This is a genomic window from Streptosporangium sp. NPDC000239, assembly GCF_040300765.1.
GTDB lineage: Bacteria > Actinomycetota > Actinomycetes > Streptosporangiales > Streptosporangiaceae > Streptosporangium.
This window is the reverse complement of record NZ_JBEPEI010000011.1, coordinates 63,863-80,504: the sequence shown is the minus strand read 5'-3', so window position 1 is coordinate 80,504 and position 16,642 is coordinate 63,863. Positions and strand designations below refer to the sequence as shown.

Genomic DNA, 16,642 nt, shown 5'->3' with positions numbered 1-16,642 from the left:
GATATTGCGGATGTCTCTCTCGACCCCCCGGAGGCTCCGCGTGCCACAGGCAGTGCCACAGTTACGAGCAGTCCTCATCGCCCTGGCGGTGGTCGCGGCGGGCGTCACGCCCGCCAACGCGGCCCCGACCGTCCCCACCGGCACCTCTCCCGCCATCACCGTCGAGCGGGGGCGGAGCCAGCCGGTCTTCTCCTACGCCGACGCCGTCCGCGAGCACGTCTACGTCGAGTCGGGTGCCGACAGCGACGCCGACGGCCGCCCCGACCGCATCCGCGTCGACATCATCAGGCCGAGGGAGTCGGGCCCGAGGCTCAAGGTCCCGGTGATCATCGACGAGAGCCCGTACTACGACAACGCGGGCCGGGGCAACGAGGGCGAGCGGAAGGTCTACGACGCCGCCGGAAATATCACGAAATTCCCCCTCTTCTATGACAACTACTTCGTCCCACGTGGCTACGCCGTCCTCAACGTCGACATGAACGGAACCACCAGGTCCGACGGCTGCCCCGACGGCGGCGGCCGGGCCGACGTGCTGGGCGGCAAGGCCGTGGTGGACTGGCTGAACGGCCGCGCCGTCGCCCGCCGGGAGGACGGCACCCCCGTCGCCGCGGACTGGACCACCGGCAAGTCCGGGATGATCGGCAAGTCCTACGACGGCACACTGGCCAACGCCGTCGCGGCGACCGGGGTCCGGGGGCTGGAGACCATCGTCCCGATCTCGGCGATCAGCTCCTGGTACAGGTACCAGCGATCCAACGGGGTGGTCTACAACTACGACTACATGTCCTGGCTGGCCTCCTACGTCGACACCGACCCGGACGCCAAGTGCGCCGCGGCTCGGGCGCGGATGGACGCCGAGGACGGCGACGCGACCGGCGACTACAACCCCTTCTGGGCCGAGCGCGACTATCTCGCGGGCTCCCTCGCCGACGTCTCCAAGGTGCGCGCCAGCGTCTTCGCCGTGCACACCGTCAACGACCTCAACGTCAGGCCGGACAACTTCTCCACCTGGTGGCGGGCCCTCGCGGCGCGGAACGTGCCCCGCAAGATCTGGGTCGGGCAGTACCAGCACGTCGACCCCTTCGACTTCGCCGGGCGCCGTGACGTCTGGGTCGACACCCTGCACCAGTGGTTCGACCACTGGCTGCTCGGCGTGGACAACGGCGTCATGCGCCGTCCCCGCGCCGACGTGCAGGTCGGCGTCGATCGCTGGATCACCCAGCGTGACTGGCCGGAGCCGTTGTCCCTCAAGGTCCCCTTCCATCCGGCGGCCGACGGCTCGCTCGGCCTCGTCCCGGCGCGCAGGGGGCAGACGGCCTCCTTCACCGACCTGCGCCAGTCCGAGGAGACGATGGTCGCCGACGTCGGCACCGGGGCACCGGGCAGGGTGGCCTTCACCACCGGGAGCCTGCCCCTGGACCTGCGCCTGTCCGGGACGCCCGTCGTCGACCTGCGGGTAGCGCTCGACCGGCCGACCTCGAACCTGACCGCGCTCCTGGTCGACTTCGGGGAGGACACCCGGGTCGACTGGCGCCGTGGCCAGGGCGTCTCCACCCTTCCCGAGGAGAGCTGCCACGGCGAGAGCACGGCCGCCGACGACGCCTGCTACCGGAAGGTCGCCACCAACCTGGCCACCCGCCCGCTGGAGATCGTCGCCCGCGGCTGGATCGACGTGCAGAACCGCGACTCCCTCAGCGCGCCCACTCCCCTGCCGCCCGGCACGTACGGCAGGGTCCGCTGGGAGACCCTGCCGCAGGAGTACACCTTCAAGAAGGGCCACCGGCTGGGCTTCGTGATCGCGGGCACGGACGCCACCTACAGCTCGGAGAGCCCGACCGGGGCGGTTGTCACCGTCGACCTGGCCAGGAGCAAGGTGGTGCTCCCGCTGGCGATCGGCGCGCTGCACATCGGTGACGTGCCCAAGGAACTGGGCCCCTGGCGCGGCCCCGGCAGGGTGACCCTGCCGGTTCCCGAGCCGAACTTCTCCTGACCCTCCCGGGGAGGGGCGCTCGCCGCCCCTCCCCTGACCGGCACGAACGGGGACACCCCACCCCATATTGCACCGACCGATGCAAAACGGGTAGCGTGCTCTCATGGCGAGGCCGAGATCATTCGACGAGGACCGGGTCCTGGACACCGCGATGCGCACGTTCTGGGCGAACGGCTACGAGTCGACCTCGACCAGAGACCTGTGCGAAGCGCTCGGCCTGGACCGCAGCAGCGTGTACAACGCCTTCGTCAACAAGCGTGAGCTGTTCAAGCGCGCGCTGACCCGTTACATGGACGCCACCACCGCCGACCAACTGCGGATTCTCGACAGTCACGAACTGCCGGCGATCGAGCGGATCCGCGCGCTGTTCGCCGGGATCCTCAGGACGGAGGCGGAGAACCGGCGCGACGGCCACGGCCTCGGCTGCCTGACCGTCAACACCACGATGGAGCTCGCAGGCCGCGACCCGGAGATCGCCCTGATGCTCGGCCGCGACACCGAACGGCGGATCGCCGACCTGAGCGCCGTCATCGAGAGCGGGCAGCGCGCGGGCGACATCGGCTCCACCCGCGACCCCGCCGAACTCGCCAGGTTCGTCAACGCCGTGATCGCCGGGATCCGGGTGGCCGCCCAGGGGGGCGCCGACGACGCCACCGTCGCGGCCATCGCGGCCACGGCCATGGACGCCCTGGCCTGACCCCTGCTTTTTCACGCCCAAGTTCTACACCGATCGGTGCAAAAAGGAGCTCCCCTTGCCCAGAGCCGTCTACGTCCTGGCCATCGGCATCTTCGCCATGGTGACCAGCGAGTTCGCCGTCGGAGGCCTGATGCCCGAGATGGCGGGCGGACTCGGCGTGACCATCTCCCAGATCGGCTATCTGATCACCGCCTTCGCGGTGGCCATGTCGGTCGGCGGACCGCTGATGACCGTCGCACTGGTACGGATACGCCCGAAACCCGCGCTCATACTGCTGTTCGCCGTCTTTCTGGCGGGCAACGTGCTCGCGGCCGTCGCGCCCTCCTACCCGATCATGATCGTCGCGCGTGTCGTCACCGGTGTCGCCTCCCAGGCCTTCTTCGGGGTCGCCATCTCGGTCGCGGTCCGGCTGAGCCGCCCGGAGGTGCGCGGCCGTGCCCTCGCCGTCGTCCTGAACGGGTTGATGCTCGGCACCCTGCTCGGGCTGCCGCTGTCCACGCTGATCGGCGGGCGGCTCGGCTGGCGCGCCGCCTTCTGGGCCGTCGGCGCCCTGACCGTCGTCGCCGCGCTCGCCACGACGGCGGGCGTCCCCCGGCTCGGGCGTGCCGACGGTGGCGGTCTCAGGCGGGAGATGGCGGTCTTCAGGAACGGCCGGCTGTGGCTGGCGCTGTCGACCAGCACCCTCATCATCGGCGCGACCTTCGCCGCCTTCAGCTATCTCAGCCCGATCCTCACCCAGGTCACCGGGTTCGCCTCGGAGACCGTTCCCCTCCTGCTCGTCGCGTACGGCGCGGCCACCGTGGCCGGCAATCACGTCGTCGGGCGCCTGGCCGACAGGCACACCGTCGGCGTCCTGCTGTCCGGGCTGGTTCTCAACACGGTCTTCCTGGCCGGGTTCGCGGCGTTCGCCCACCTCAGCGTTCCCGCGGTGATCGCCATGCTGGGCGTCGGGCTGGTCGGAGTGACCATGAACCCGGCGATGGCCGTACGCGTCCAGCGGGTGGGCAACCCTGGGCCGCTGGTCAACACCGTCCACGCCTCCTTCATCACCCTCGGGGTGATCATCGGCTCCTCGGCCGGTGGGCTGGTCATCGACGGCTTCGGGCTGCGCGCCCCCCTCTGGCTGGGCGCCGGGCTGGCCGTGCTCGGGGTGGTGTCCCTCCTGCCCGAGCTCGGCCGTGCCAGGGGGCGGTCGCCGGCGGAGAGCCTCGCCCAGGAGCGCGCCGGAGCCGCCGCCACCTGCTGACACGCCGTCCAGGCCGGACCGGGAGAACGGCCCCCTTCAGACTCGGGCGCCACGGACGTTGCCAGCACGACGCCGCACGGTTCGCCCGGCCTTCGGGGGCCGTCCGGGATCAGCAGACGCCGAGGTCGGCCCACACCCACCAGGCGTTGGCCGGGTCCTCAAGCCGGGTCCACCACCGGGCCTGGTAGATGTGCCCCTTGCGGGAGACCCTGTCGCCCTGGCTGTAGCTGTCACGGCCACGCCAGACGGGCGAGGTGCACGCGGGCGGGTACGGCCCGCCGGTGGTCGCGGGCAGCTCGAACCCCCAGCCGGCCTGCTGCCACTGCGGGATCAGCTGCCCGTAGGCGGCCACGGTCGCCGAGCGGTCGCCGCCGCCGTCGTGGGAGAGCGAGACGGCCGTCGGGTAGATCTGCGAGCTCAGCCGCTGGACGAGCACGTCCGCCGGGGAACCGTCCCAGTCGGAGGGGTCCATCGTCCAGGCCAGGGCCGACATGCCGAGGGAGGCCGCGACCTGCGGCGAGGCACCCCAGGCGGCGTAGGGGGCCCTGAAGTACCTGATGGGCAGGTTGGGGTCGCCCGCCGCCGTGCGGATCGCGTCGTTGGTCGCGGTCAGGTCGGCGCGGATCGCCTCGGGGGTCCAGCCGGCGAGCGAGTCGTGGTTGACGGTGTGGTTGCAGACGGCGTGGCCGTCGGCGACGATGCGGCGCACCAGCTCGGGGTGCGCCTTGACCTGGTTTCCGAGCAGGCAGAAGGTGGCGCGGATCTGCCTGCTCCGCAGCAGGTCGAGGACCTTGGGGGTCCAGTCGGGAGAGGGGCCGTCGTCGAAGGTGAGGGCGACGACCTTGCCGCCGTTACGGGTGGCGTAGACGATGTCGCCGGTCGGCCCGTCCGCCAGGGCGGGGGCGGCGGTGGCCATCGCCGCCGTTAACGCCACGATCATGCTCAGGACACGCGAACGCAGTCGCATAGGGGGCCTTTCGATGGGGGGAGGTCGAGGCGCCTTACTGGAAACCTTCTTTACCATAAGAGTGATCAAGGCAACAGTCCCGGAAGTTCAGGCTCCTCGGACGGCTTCGCCGAGCCAGCGGCGGGCCACGGCGAAGAGCAGGGAGGGCGGTACGGTCCCCGCCCCGAGCCCCACCTCGACCAGCAGGTCGAACACCTCCCGCCGCCGGGCGGCGACACCGATCGCGGCGTCGATGAACCGGGGGGAACGAGCGGCCAGGGCGAGCGCGTCGGTGGTCCTCAGATGCCGCCCGAGCGCCCTGCCCAGTTCTCCCCGGTACCGGGGCAGCGGGTCGTCCGGCGCCTGCGTCGCGGCCTCGCCCGCGAGCCTGCCCGACAGCAGGGCGTAGTAGATGCCCTCCCCGGTCAGCGGGTTGATCAGCCCGGCCGCGTCGCCGGCGAGCATCACCCTGCCCACCCCGGCCCCCGGCCTGCCCGGGGACAGGGGGAGGTGGTGGGCCCGCAGGTCGCGGGCGGGCAGGTGGGGCAGCAGTTCGGCGAGCCTGTCGTGCAGGACCCGGCGTCCGGGCAGGCCGGTCGCCCGCAGCCGGGGAAGCAGCATCCCGAAGCCGACGTTGGCGCTGCCGTCCCCGACGGGGAACGACCAGGCGTAGGCGGGCCATCCCTCCCCCTGCATGACGATGCGCTGGACGTCGTCGTCCAGGGGCACGTCCGCGTAACCGCGCACGGCGATCGCGGTGTGCCTGCCCGGGGAGGCCGGCATGCCGATGAGGCGCCGTACGACGGAGTTGGCCCCGTCGGCGCCGACGACGGCACGGGCCGTCACGGTGCCGTCGAGGACGACGTGCCCGTGCCGTACGGCCAGGGCGCGGACCCGGTGGCGCCGGACCTCCACGCCCCGTTCCCTGGCGGCCTCCACCAGGCGGGCGTCGAAGACCGCGCGGGGGACGACGTGGTTCGGTCTGGCGACCGTGGCGTCGACCCGCGCTCCCCCGGGCGAGACGATCGACAGGCGTCGCGTCGGCCGATGGTCGGCGATCAGGTCCGGCAGGCCCAGCAGGGCGAGTTCGTCGTGCCCGTGGGCGGCGATGCCGTCGCCGCACGCCTTGTCGCGGGGGAAGTCGGCCTTGTCGAGCAGCAGCACCCGGGCGTCAGGACGGAGTTGCCTGGCCCGCAGGGCGGCGGCGGATCCGGCGGGACCACCGCCGACGACCACAAGATCCCATATGTCGTCCACGCCGATGAGCCTCCCACCGTACGGCCCGGCGAAAACCCCTCGGCGCCTCCCTCCCGGCCCGGAAACCGGCCGCCGGGAAACCCGCGGCCGGTCATCGGAATTCCATTGTTTCGGTTGGAATCGGCCTTTCACCTCATCGGTTTCTCACAGCATCGGAAAGGCGGCGAAGACCGTCTCCGGCGTCAAGAGGGAATTCTCCTTGACGCCGGAGACGCCCCCCGGAGAACGGATGGCGTACGGCCTGGAGGCCGTCCCCCCTGCCCGGCGGGCGGCCGTGTGGCCTCGACCGGCCGGAGGGACATCCGGGATGTGCGGAGAGTTCGGGCGGGATCAGCCGCCGCCACCTCCACCACCTCCACCACCGCCGCCACCGCCGCCACCGCCGCCACCGCCGCCACCGCCGCCACCGCCGCCTCCGCCGCCTCCGCCGCCGCTGTGGTTACCGCCGCCACCGCCTCCGCCGCCGCCACCGCCTCCGCCGCCTCCGCCGCCGCCTCCGCCACCGCGGTGGCATCGGCCGTGACGGCAGGGCCGCAGGACGAGACTGCTCTGGGTGAGGCGCACGGAACCGGCCGACAGGGCCTGAGGCGCCGTCGAGGCGTTGGCGATCTCAGCCGGCATCGTCACGGGGGCGGCGAGAGCGGAAGCCACCATCGCACCGGCCGCGAGAATCTGCTTGACCATGAGTGATCACTCCATGTCGTGATGGATGCGCCCTGGTGGTCCCAGGTCGCCGGGAACACCGTTCAGGCATCTCAAAAAGACGCCGACACGGCGTGGACTTAAAGACCACGCTAATGAGAAAGACCTTGAAAGGGTCACCCCAGAGAGGCAAAGGCATCGATTCCGTGCCATTACTCCAAACAATGTAATAACAATGAGTAATGAACATGCCACTCTCCGCGATCGACACGACGAGGGGCGCACACCTTGAGGGAGGCAACCCCGTGGGGGTATGTTATGGTCATTCCAGTACCCCCCCAGGGTATCAACCGGGAACCGGAATCCCGAGAGTCCGGAATACGGTAGGGGGGTACCGTGTTGTGAAGGGTGAAGCGACCACCGGAGAGGAGAGGGAGATGAGCGGCTACACCGCGAACAGGGAGGACCACCTCCGGCGGCTGCGCAGGATCGAGGGCCAGGTCCGCGGCCTGCAGCGGATGGTCGACGAGGACAAGTACTGCATCGACATCCTCACCCAGGTGTCCGCGGCCGACCACGCGCTGAGGTCCTTCGCCCTGTCCCTGCTGGAGGAGCACATGGCCCACTGCGTGGCCGACGCGGCCGCCAAGGGCGGGGCCGAGGCCGACAGCAAGGTCAAGGAAGCCACCGACGCCATCGCGCGCCTGGTCAGGTCCTGACCGGGCACACGAGAGAAGAACGGAAAGAGAAGACGATGAGCACCACCACATACACCGTCAAGGGCATGACCTGCGGCCACTGCGTCAGCTCCGTCAAGGAGGAGGTCGGCGAGGTCCCCGGCGTCACCGGCGTCGAGGTGGACCTGGCGACCGGCCTGGTGACGGTGAGCGGACAGGGCCCGGTCAGCGACGACGCGGTCAGGGCCGCGGTGCGGACCGCCGGATACGAAGTGGTCGATCCGGCATGAACACCCCAGCCAGGCTGGGGGCCTACCTTCTCGGCCTCGCCGTTCTCTTCGGCGGAGCCCTCGGCGCGGGCAGGGCGGCGGACACCGCCGGCCTCACCCCCCAGGCCACACCCCACACGACCGCCTCACCCGCCCCCGGCGAGACGTCCGTACCGGAAGGACTTCAAGTGTCGAACAACGGCTACACCCTGACCCCGCGGACCACCACCGTCGAGCCCGGCCAGGAGACGGACTTCCGTTTCACCGTCACCGGCCCCGACGGCAGGCCCGTCACCGGATACCAGGTCCAGCACGACAAGAAGCTGCACTTCATCGTCGTCTCGCGCGACCTCGGCGGTTTCTGGCACCTACATCCCCGGGAGGCCGGGGGCGGCGAGTGGTCGGTGCCGCTGACGCTGCCCGCCGCGGGCGCCTACCGGGCGTTCGCCGACTTCGCCCCCGAGGGCGGCGACGCGCTGACCCTGGGCGTCGACCTGCTGGCCCCCGGTGACTACAGGCCCGCGGCGCTGCCCGCGGCGAGCCGTACGACCACCGTGGACGGCTACACCGTCACCCTCGACGGCGACCTGACCCCCGGCGCGTTGAGCAAGCTCACCCTGAGCGTCGCCAAGGACGGCAGGCCCGTCACCGACCTGCAGCCCTACCTGGGCGCCTACGGCCACCTGGTCGCGCTGCGCGACGGGGACCTGGCCTACCTGCACGTTCACCCCGACGGGGAGCCCGGTGACGGCAGGACCGCCGCGGGCCCCGGGATCACCTTCTACACCGAGGTGCCCAGCCGTGGCGCCTACCGGCTCTTCCTAGACTTCCAGCACGGAGGGGTCGTGCGCACCGCGAGCTTCACCGTGCGCACCGGCCAGGCCGCCGCCCCGGCCTCGGGGACCGGCGAGCAGGCCGGACACGGCGGCCACGGAGGACACGCCCACTGACGAGGGCGCGAACCGAGAACCGAGAAAGGAGAGACGATGTCCCCCCTCACCGATGACAGGGCCCCGGCTTCCGGCGGCGCGGTCGAACTCTCGATCGGCGGCATGACGTGCGCTTCCTGCGCCAACCGCATCGAACGCAAGCTGAACAAGCTCGACGGCGTGACCGCGACGGTCAACTACGCGACCGAGAAGGCCAAGGTGACCTACTCCGGGGACATCAGTCCCGAGGACCTGGTCGCCGAAGTGGCCAAGGCGGGCTACACCGCCAAGCTGCCCGACCCGCCCGCCGCGCCGTCGGCGGGCGAGAGCCGGGACGAGGAGGCGGAGGCGGCCGAGGAGCTTCGGCCGCTGCGTGACCGCCTGATCACCTCCGTGGCGCTCGCCGTACCGGTGATCGCGATGGCGATGGTCCCCGCGCTGCAGTTCCCGAACTGGCAGTGGCTCTCGCTCACGCTGACCGCGCCGGTCGTGGTCTACGCGGGCTGGCCCTTCCACCGGGCCGCCTGGACCAACCTGCGCCACGGCACGGCGACCATGGACACCCTGGTCTCCATCGGCACCCTGGCGGCCTTCGGCTGGTCGTTGTGGGCGCTGTTCTTCGGCAGCGCGGGCACCACCGGCATGACCCACCCGTTCGCGTTCACCATCGAGCGCACCGACGGGTCGGGCAACATCTACCTGGAGGCCGCGGCGGGGGTGACGGCGTTCATCCTCGCGGGCCGCTACTTCGAGGCCCGTTCCAAGCGCCGCGCCGGCGCCGCGCTCCGGGCCCTGCTCGAACTCGGCGCCAAGGACGTGGCCGTGCTGCGTGAGGGACGCGAGGTCCGTGTCCCCGCCGACCAGCTCGCCGTCGGCGACCTGTTCGTCGTACGGCCCGGCGAGAAGATCGCCACCGACGGCGTGGTCGAGGACGGCTCCTCCGCGGTCGACGCCTCGATGCTGACCGGCGAGTCCGTCCCGGTCGAGGTGCGGCCCGGCGACGCGGTGACCGGCGCGACCGTCAACGCGGGCGGCCGGCTGCTGGTCCGCGCCACCCGTGTCGGCGCCGACACCCAGCTGGCCCGGATGGCCAAGCTCGTCGAGGAGGCCCAGACCGGCAAGGCGCAGGTGCAGCGCCTGGCCGACCGCGTCTCCGGGATCTTCGTGCCGATCGTGATCGCGCTGGCCGTGGCCACGCTCGGCTTCTGGCTCGGCACCGGGGGCGGCGCCTCGGCCGCCTTCACCGCGGCGGTCGCGGTGCTGATCATCGCCTGCCCCTGCGCGCTCGGCCTGGCGACCCCGACCGCCCTGCTGGTCGGCACGGGACGCGGCGCCCAGCTCGGCATCCTGATCAGGGGCCCCGAGGTCCTGGAGTCGACCCGTACGGTCGACACCGTGGTGCTCGACAAGACCGGCACCGTCACCGAGGGCCGGATGACCCTCACCGACGTGCACCCGGCCGAGGGCGAGGACCGTGACGAGGTGCTGCGCCTGGCCGGAGCCCTCGAACACGCCTCCGAGCACCCCATCGCCAGGGCCGTCGCCCGCGCCGCCGCCGAACGGGTGGGCGAGCTGCCCACGCCCGAGGACTTCGCCAACGTCGAGGGACTCGGTGTCCAGGGCGTCGTGGACGGCCACGCCGTGGTCGTCGGCAGGCCCAGGCTGCTGGCCGACTGGGCTCAGCACCTGCCCGCCGAGCTGGAGCGGGCGGTGGAGGCGGCGCACGCCGCGGGCCGTACGGCCGTCGCGGTCGGCTGGGACGGCAGGGCCCGCGCGGTCCTCGTCGTGGCCGACACCGTCAAGCCGACCAGCGCCGAGGCGATCGAGCGGCTGCGCGGCCTCGGCCTGACCCCGGTGCTGCTGACCGGAGACAACGAGGCCGCGGCCCGCGCGGTCGCCGCCGAGGTCGGCATCGACGAGGTGATCGCCGAGGTGCTGCCCGAGGGCAAGGTCGAGGTGGTCAGGCGGCTGCAGGCCGAGGGCCGCTCGGTGGCCATGGTCGGCGACGGGGTCAACGACGCCGCCGCGCTCGCCCAGGCCGACCTGGGCCTGGCGATGGGCACCGGGACCGACGCGGCGATCGAGGCCGCCGACCTGACCCTGGTCAGGGGGGATCTCCGGGCTGCGGCCGAGGCGATCCGGCTGTCGCGCCGTACACTGGCGACGATCAAGGGGAACCTGTTCTGGGCGTTCGCCTACAACGTGGCCGCGCTGCCACTGGCCGCGCTCGGACTGCTCAACCCGATGATCGCCGGAGCCGCGATGGCGTTCTCCTCGGTGTTCGTGGTGAGCAACAGCCTCCGGCTCCGCCGCTTCAGATGAAGTTCCGATGACATCGGGGCGGGTGCGGCACAGCGGTGCCGTACCCGCCCTCCGTGGGAGACGGGGACGCCATGGAATCTGGTTTCGGATATTTCGCTACGCATGACGCGGTCCGCCCGGGTGTGCTGGCCCAGCTGGTCGAGCAACGGGGCCACGACGCCCTTTTCTTCACCGAGCACACCCACATCCAGGCCTGGGGGGAGCCTCCCGTGCCGCCGGAGGGCGGGACGCTGCCGCGCAAGTACGCGCACACCTACGACGCCCTGACCGCCTGTACGGCCGCGGGCGTGGTCACGACCCGGCTGCGGGTAGGGACGGGCGTCTGCCTGGTGCCGCAGCACCACCCGATCAGCCTGGCGAAGACCGTGGCGAGTGTGGACCACCTCACCGGCGGCCGGTTCGAGCTCGGCGTGGGGGCTGGCTGGAACGAACCCGAGATCCGCAACCACGGGGTCGACCCGGCGCGGCGTTTCGCGGTGATGAAGGAGAACATCGAGGCGATGCGCCGCATTTGGACCCAGGACGAGGCCGAGTACCACGGGGAGTTCGTCTCCTTCGACCCGATCCTCTCCTGGCCGAAGCCCGCGCAGCGCCCTCATCCCCCCGTGCTGGTCGGCGGCACCGGCCCCCGGGTGCTCGACCGGGTGCTCTCCTACGGCGACGGCTGGCTGCCGAACTACGCGCCGGACGTCCTGGACCGGGTGGGTGAGCTCCGGCGCAGGGCCGAGGACGCGGGACGGACGGTCGTGACGGTGGTCATGGCCGCACCGGCCGACCCCGCCGTGCTGGAGGCGTGCGAGCGTGCGGGGGTCGCCCGGGTGATGGCCTGGCTGCCGTCCGCGGGCCTTGACCGCCTCCAGCGGGAGATGGACGCCTTCGAGGCGGCGCTGGCCAAGGCGCGCGGAGAGTGACGCGCCGGACCTCCTGAACACGCCGGACGGCCCCGGCCGGGTTCTCCCCGGCCGGGGCCGTTCCGCGTTCGCTCACAGGTCCGCGCGGGACCGGTCACCGCACGCCGCGCCTGCCGTACAGGCCCGCGGCCGCTATGACGCCGACGGCCGCCAGGGCGATCTGGATGAGCAGCTCGATCCAGTCGACCCCCCGGGTGCTCGCCACGCCCAGCGCACCGGCGATCGCGGTGCCGATGAGGGCCGCGACGATGCCGATCACGATGGTCAGCCAGATGGGGATGCCCTGCCGCCCCGGGACGACCAGCCGGCCCAGCGCGCCGATGATCGCTCCGATGACGATGGCGGTGATGATGCCGGTGACTGTCATGGTCCACACTCCCTCTTGCTTGGCTGCCATCCGTATGCCCTTGAAAGTGAGGACAACACATGAAAAATCACGACCTACGGTGGCGATCGTCCTGTCCGGCGGAACGGACACCGGGGCGGGCCTCGGGTGACAGGGCCGGAGGGAGCTCCTAAGGTGGACAACGTAAACGTAGTTGTCGAATCGGCGAACCAGGTTACCGACCGTGCCCAGTGATCCTCCCGGCTTCGAGCTTCCGCTCAGGCTCCTGATCGGCTTCCGGATGCTCATCGACGACCTCCACGCCGAGCTGGCCCGCCGGGGGCACCCGGGCATGCGGCCGATGCACGGCTTCGTCATGCAGGCGATCGGCGTCGAGGGCACCACCGCCGTCGAGCTCGGCAGACGCCTGGGGATCACCAAGCAGGCCGCGGGCAAGACCGTCGCCACCCTGGAGCGGCTGGGCTACGTCGAGCGTGCCTGCGACCCCGGCGACGCCAGGCGCAAGATCGTACGGCTCACGCCCCACGGCCTGGAGAGCCTGGCGCTCTCGGCCCGCATCTTCGACGACCTGCGCGAGCGCTGGGCGCGAACGCTGGGACGGGAACGCATGGGGGCGTTCGAGGCGGATCTGCGCGCGCTCACCGCGGGCCAGGTGTTCCGGCTCGACGTGCCCGGCTGGTTCGGCGACTGACCCCGTCCCCGCGGCCGGTCCTCAGCGCGCCTCCGCGGCCAGGCGGATGCCGAAGCCGATGAACACCAGGCCGGTCAGCCGCTCGGTGAGGCGGCGCACCGACGGCCGGGAGAGCCCGCCGCGCAGGGCGTGCGCGGCCCAGACCACGAGCACGAACCACGCCGCGCCCAGCAGGCCGTGCACCGTGACCAGCAGCAGGGTCGTCGGAAGCACGGCCGCGTCGTGGGGGACGAACTGCGGCAGCAGCGTCATGTAGATGACCCCGACCTTGGGGTTGAGGAGGTTGGTCACGAACCCGGTCCGCATGACCTTCCACGCGCCGGTCACGGGTTCCCCCTCGGGTTGTTCCCGGCGCGTCGCGGAGCCGGAACGGCTCTTCCACAGCGCCCGCGCGCCGAGCCAGGTCAGGTAGACGGCGCCCGCGATCCTGACGGCGGTGTAGGCGAGGTCCGAGGTGGCCAGCAGCGCCGTCAGGCCGAGCGCGGTCGCGATCCCCCACACGTAGCAGCCGAGGATCACCCCCGCCCCCGCGAGCGACCCGGCCCCCCGGCCCGAGGCGATCGTCGTGCGCAGCACGATCACGGTGTCCGGGCCCGGGGAGACGGTGAGAACCAGTGCGACGGCGATGAAGGCGAGCACGGCGGTGAGCACGACAGCAGTGTCCCATATTCCCCGCTTCGCCCAAGATCGTCGCTACGGTACGGCGACCAGGACACGCGAGCGGTCGGTCGCGACCCGCAGGGCGATCCCCACCAGGGCGGTGGCCATCAGATAGCGCTGCACCCGCGACCACAGCGGCCTGCCCGTCAGGAAGGAGGCGACGGACCCGGCGCCCAGGACGATCAGGGCGTTGACCGACAGGGAGACGACGACCTGCACGAGACCGAGGGTCAGGCCCTGGGCCGCGACGTCGCCGTGCGCGGGATCGAGGAACTGCGGAAGCAGCGACACGTACATCACCGCGATCTTGGGGTTGAGCAGGCTGGTGACCAGCCCCATCGAGAACAGCCTGCCCGGCGGGTCGAAACGCGTCTCACCGGGGGTGAAGACGGAGCCGCCCCCGGGGCGCACCGCCTTCCAGGCCAGCCACAGCAGATAGGCCGCGCCCGCGAGCTTGATCGCGGTGTAGACGGCGGGCACGACCGCGAAGAGCACCGCGATCCCCGCCGCGGTGGCGGCCAGGTAGACCAGGAAACCGGCGGCGACACCCGCCAGGGAGATCATGCCCGCCCCCCGGCCCTGCGTCACCGACCGTGAGATCAGGTAGAGCATGTTGGGGCCGGGGGTGAGGACCATTCCGAGGGCGATCACCGCGACGGCGGCGAGGGAGCTGAGCGATACCGTCAATGTCATGACCGCATCCTGTCCTGCGCCCCTTCCCGCGGAGAACGGCCAATTCCACGAAGTGGCCCGGTCGCCTCAGCCGGCGGAGAACGGCGCCAGGGCCGCGACCGGGCGCAGGCGCATGCCGAGCCGCTCGTAGACGCCGATCGCGGCGCGGTTGTCGGTGTCCACGACCAGCGCGACCCTGCCGTGCGCGGCGATCAGCGACCGGAAGACGAAGGCGCACACCCGCCGCCCGTATCCCCTGCCGCGCAGCGCGGAGACGGTCGCCACCCCGGCGACGAACCCCACCTCCGGGCAGGACCAGGCGTCGGCGGCCGTGGCGACCAGGCTCCCGTCCGCCGCGCGCACCCCCGCCCAGCGGCGGATCCCCGGCAGCCCCGGTACGGCCCACGCCGCGGGGGCCGCCTCGGCCAGCAGGGCGGCGACCTCCGCGTCCCTCTCCTCAAGCCATCCGGTCTCCTCCTCCCCGGAGTCCTGCGGTGAGGGCGGGGTCGCGGTCTCCATCCACTCGAACGGCCGGACCGGGCCCGAGCCGGGCAGCAGGCCCACCAGTTCCCCGGCCAGGTCCCGTTCCGCCATGACCCGGTAGGAGGGGGCCAGTTCCGGCAGCACCCGCCGTACGAGAACGGCGACCTGACCGGCGGGGCCCCGGACGGTGAGCCGGTCGCGGCGGTTGAGGTCGGGGCTGGCGACCGCGACCGCCTCCCCGTGCGCCCACGCCCGGATCCCGGGGCGCATTCCCTGCGCCGCCCACATGACGATCGTGTCGTCCTGGCAGGCGGCGGCCACGTCCTCGGCGGAGGTCAACTCCATGGGGGGCTCCAGAAAGGTCCAGAAAAATCCGGAAAGGGTAGAGCTACAGGATCGCGCCCGGGGTGTAGGCGGCCGCGGCCGGGTGACGGGCGACGACCTCCTCGATCCTGGCCACGACCGTCGCGACCTGGTCGGCGGCGGCGCCGGTGAAGGACAGCCGCTCCTGGAGCAGCTCCCGCAGCTCGGCCTGGCCGAGAGGGAAGCGCTCGTCGGCGGCCAGGCGCTCAAGCAGCTCGTTGCCCACGCCGCGCTCGCGCATCGCCAGCGCGGAGGCGACCGCGTGCTCCTTGATCACCTCGTGGGCGCTCTCCCTGCCCATCCCGGCGCGCACCGCGGCCATCAGCATCTTGGTCGTGGCCAGGAACGGCAGGTAGCGGTCCAGCTCGGCGGCGATGACCGCGGGGAAGGCCCCGAACTCCCCGAGCACGGTCAGCATCGTCTCGACCAGCCCGTCGAAGGCGAAGAAGGCGTCGGGCAGGGCGACCCGCCGTACCACCGAGCAGGAGACGTCGCCCTCGTTCCACTGGTCGCCGGCCAGCTCGCCCGTCATGGAGGCGTAGCCCCGCAGCACCACGGTCAGCCCGTTGACCCGCTCGCAGGAGCGGGTGTTCATCTTGTGCGGCATGGCCGAGGAGCCGACCTGCCCCTCGGCGAAGCCCTCGGTGACGAGCTCGTGACCGGCCATCAGCCGGATGGTCTTGGCCAGCGAGGAGGGGGCGGCGGCCAGCTGCACCAGCGCCGTGACGACCTCGTAGTCCAGCGACCGGGGGTAGACCTGCCCGACGCTGGTCAGCCGGTTCGCGAAGCCCAGGTGCCCGGCGACGTGGTCCTCAAGGGCGGTCAGCTTCGCCCGGTCGCCGCCGAGCAGGTCGAGCATGTCCTGCGCGGTGCCGACCGGCCCCTTGACGCCGCGCAGCGGGTAACGGGCGATGAGCTCCTCAAGCCGGGCCAGGGCGACCAGCAGCTCGTCGGCGGCCGAGGCGAACCGCTTGCCCAGGGTGGTGGACTGCGCGGCCACGTTGTGCGAGCGCCCGGCCATCACGGTGCCGGAGTGCTCGGCGGCCAGCGTGCCCAGACGGGCCAGCAGCGCCACGCACCGGTCGCGCACCAGCAGGAGGCTGTCGCGGATCTGCAGCTGTTCGACGTTCTCGGTGAGGTCGCGCGAGGTCATGCCCTTGTGCACGTGCTCGTGCCCGGCCAGCGCGTTGAACTCCTCGATGCGGGCCTTGACGTCGTGGCGGGTGACCCGTTCGCGCTCCGCGATGGAGGCCAGGTCGACCTGCTCGACGACCTTCTCGTAGTCGGCGACGGCCTCCTCGGGCACCGCGATCCCCAGCCGGGCCTGCGCGGCGAGCACCGCCAGCCACAGGCGGCGCTCGGCCACCACCTTGTACTCGGGGGACCACAGGCGGGCCAGCTCCGCCGAGGCGTAGCGGGCGGCCAGAACGTTGGGGATGCGAGGCTTGGCAGTCACGTTGCCTCAGTCTATTGCCGCCCGCGTTCCGGACCCGCCAGGGGGTAGGCGCGCCGCCGCCCGCCGTCCCCCTCCTGCGGGGTAC

General features: G+C 71.9%; 17 protein-coding genes. 9 read left to right on the top strand and 8 right to left on the bottom strand.

Translation table 11 applies throughout. From position 1 onward, the window contains the following. The first annotated feature begins 40 nt into the window (after positions 1-40). The 3 genes from ABT340_RS25370 to ABT340_RS25360 all read left to right on the top strand — a co-directional run bounded on the left by ABT340_RS25370 (position 41) and on the right by ABT340_RS25360 (position 3,933). Entirely contained in the window at positions 41-1,990 is a 1,950-nt protein-coding gene (locus ABT340_RS25370; protein WP_352013322.1) for a Xaa-Pro dipeptidyl-peptidase, read from the top strand. Between the two features lie 103 nt (positions 1,991-2,093). Continuing rightward, positions 2,094-2,687: a TetR/AcrR family transcriptional regulator gene (locus tag ABT340_RS25365; RefSeq protein ID WP_352013321.1), complete on the top strand. Its 594-nt coding sequence runs from the start codon at positions 2,094-2,096 to the stop codon at positions 2,685-2,687. A 55-nt stretch (positions 2,688-2,742) separates the two neighbouring features. Continuing rightward, positions 2,743-3,933, top strand: a complete 1,191-nt coding sequence (locus ABT340_RS25360; protein WP_352013320.1) for an MFS transporter — start codon at positions 2,743-2,745, stop codon at positions 3,931-3,933. Positions 3,934-4,042: 109 nt separating this feature from the next. Here ABT340_RS25360 and ABT340_RS25355 read toward each other — a convergent pair whose 3' ends face one another. The 3 genes from ABT340_RS25355 to ABT340_RS25345 form a co-directional block, all read right to left on the bottom strand. Further along, positions 4,043-4,873, bottom strand: a complete 831-nt coding sequence (locus ABT340_RS25355) for a polysaccharide deacetylase family protein (protein ID WP_352013319.1) — start codon at positions 4,871-4,873, stop codon at positions 4,043-4,045. A gap of 114 nt (positions 4,874-4,987) precedes the next feature. Then, on the bottom strand, positions 4,988-6,136 hold the full coding sequence (locus tag ABT340_RS25350) for an NAD(P)/FAD-dependent oxidoreductase (protein WP_352013318.1): 1,149 nt from the start codon (positions 6,134-6,136) through the stop codon (positions 4,988-4,990). 330 nt (positions 6,137-6,466) lie between these two features. Further along, positions 6,467-6,820, bottom strand: coding sequence for a hypothetical protein (locus ABT340_RS25345; RefSeq protein WP_352013317.1), 354 nt, complete (start codon positions 6,818-6,820; stop codon positions 6,467-6,469). 395 nt (positions 6,821-7,215) lie between these two features. Here ABT340_RS25345 and ABT340_RS25340 point away from each other — a divergent pair, with 395 nt between their 5' ends. The 5 genes from ABT340_RS25340 to ABT340_RS25320 all read left to right on the top strand — a co-directional run bounded on the left by ABT340_RS25340 (position 7,216) and on the right by ABT340_RS25320 (position 11,886). Next, positions 7,216-7,497 carry a metal-sensitive transcriptional regulator gene (locus tag ABT340_RS25340; RefSeq protein WP_352013316.1) on the top strand — a complete coding sequence of 94 codons (282 nt, stop codon included), beginning with the start codon at positions 7,216-7,218 and terminating at the stop codon, positions 7,495-7,497. 35 nt (positions 7,498-7,532) lie between these two features. After that, complete coding sequence (locus ABT340_RS25335; protein WP_352013315.1) at positions 7,533-7,745, top strand: heavy-metal-associated domain-containing protein; 213 nt, start codon at positions 7,533-7,535, stop codon at positions 7,743-7,745. Then, positions 7,742-8,674 carry a DUF8832 domain-containing protein gene (locus ABT340_RS25330; RefSeq protein WP_352013314.1) on the top strand — a complete coding sequence of 311 codons (933 nt, stop codon included), beginning with the start codon at positions 7,742-7,744 and terminating at the stop codon, positions 8,672-8,674. The genes ABT340_RS25335 and ABT340_RS25330 overlap by 4 nt, the downstream gene beginning before the upstream one ends. Before the next feature lie 36 nt (positions 8,675-8,710). Next, entirely contained in the window at positions 8,711-10,975 is a 2,265-nt protein-coding gene (locus tag ABT340_RS25325; RefSeq protein ID WP_352013313.1) for a heavy metal translocating P-type ATPase, read from the top strand. Positions 10,976-11,046: 71 nt separating this feature from the next. Beyond that, complete coding sequence (locus ABT340_RS25320) at positions 11,047-11,886, top strand: LLM class F420-dependent oxidoreductase (protein ID WP_352013312.1); 840 nt, start codon at positions 11,047-11,049, stop codon at positions 11,884-11,886. Between the two features lie 94 nt (positions 11,887-11,980). Here ABT340_RS25320 and ABT340_RS25315 read toward each other — a convergent pair whose 3' ends face one another. Then, complete coding sequence (locus tag ABT340_RS25315; RefSeq protein ID WP_352013311.1) at positions 11,981-12,253, bottom strand: GlsB/YeaQ/YmgE family stress response membrane protein; 273 nt, start codon at positions 12,251-12,253, stop codon at positions 11,981-11,983. A 202-nt stretch (positions 12,254-12,455) separates the two neighbouring features. Between ABT340_RS25315 and ABT340_RS25310 the strand changes: the two genes are divergently transcribed. Continuing rightward, positions 12,456-12,923: a MarR family winged helix-turn-helix transcriptional regulator gene (locus ABT340_RS25310; RefSeq protein WP_352013310.1), complete on the top strand. Its 468-nt coding sequence runs from the start codon at positions 12,456-12,458 to the stop codon at positions 12,921-12,923. A 21-nt stretch (positions 12,924-12,944) separates the two neighbouring features. Here ABT340_RS25310 and ABT340_RS25305 read toward each other — a convergent pair whose 3' ends face one another. The 4 genes from ABT340_RS25305 to purB all read right to left on the bottom strand — a co-directional run bounded on the left by ABT340_RS25305 (position 12,945) and on the right by purB (position 16,557). Next, a complete protein-coding gene (locus ABT340_RS25305; protein ID WP_352013309.1) occupies positions 12,945-13,574 on the bottom strand; it encodes a LysE family translocator in 630 nt (209 codons plus the stop codon). Between the two features lie 42 nt (positions 13,575-13,616). Next, positions 13,617-14,276, bottom strand: coding sequence for a LysE family translocator (locus ABT340_RS25300; protein WP_352013308.1), 660 nt, complete (start codon positions 14,274-14,276; stop codon positions 13,617-13,619). 66 nt (positions 14,277-14,342) lie between these two features. Further along, positions 14,343-15,083, bottom strand: a complete 741-nt coding sequence (locus ABT340_RS25295; protein WP_352013307.1) for a GNAT family N-acetyltransferase — start codon at positions 15,081-15,083, stop codon at positions 14,343-14,345. Positions 15,084-15,126: 43 nt separating this feature from the next. After that, positions 15,127-16,557 carry an adenylosuccinate lyase gene (purB, locus tag ABT340_RS25290; RefSeq protein ID WP_352013306.1) on the bottom strand — a complete coding sequence of 477 codons (1,431 nt, stop codon included), beginning with the start codon at positions 16,555-16,557 and terminating at the stop codon, positions 15,127-15,129. Positions 16,558-16,642 lie beyond the last annotated feature (85 nt).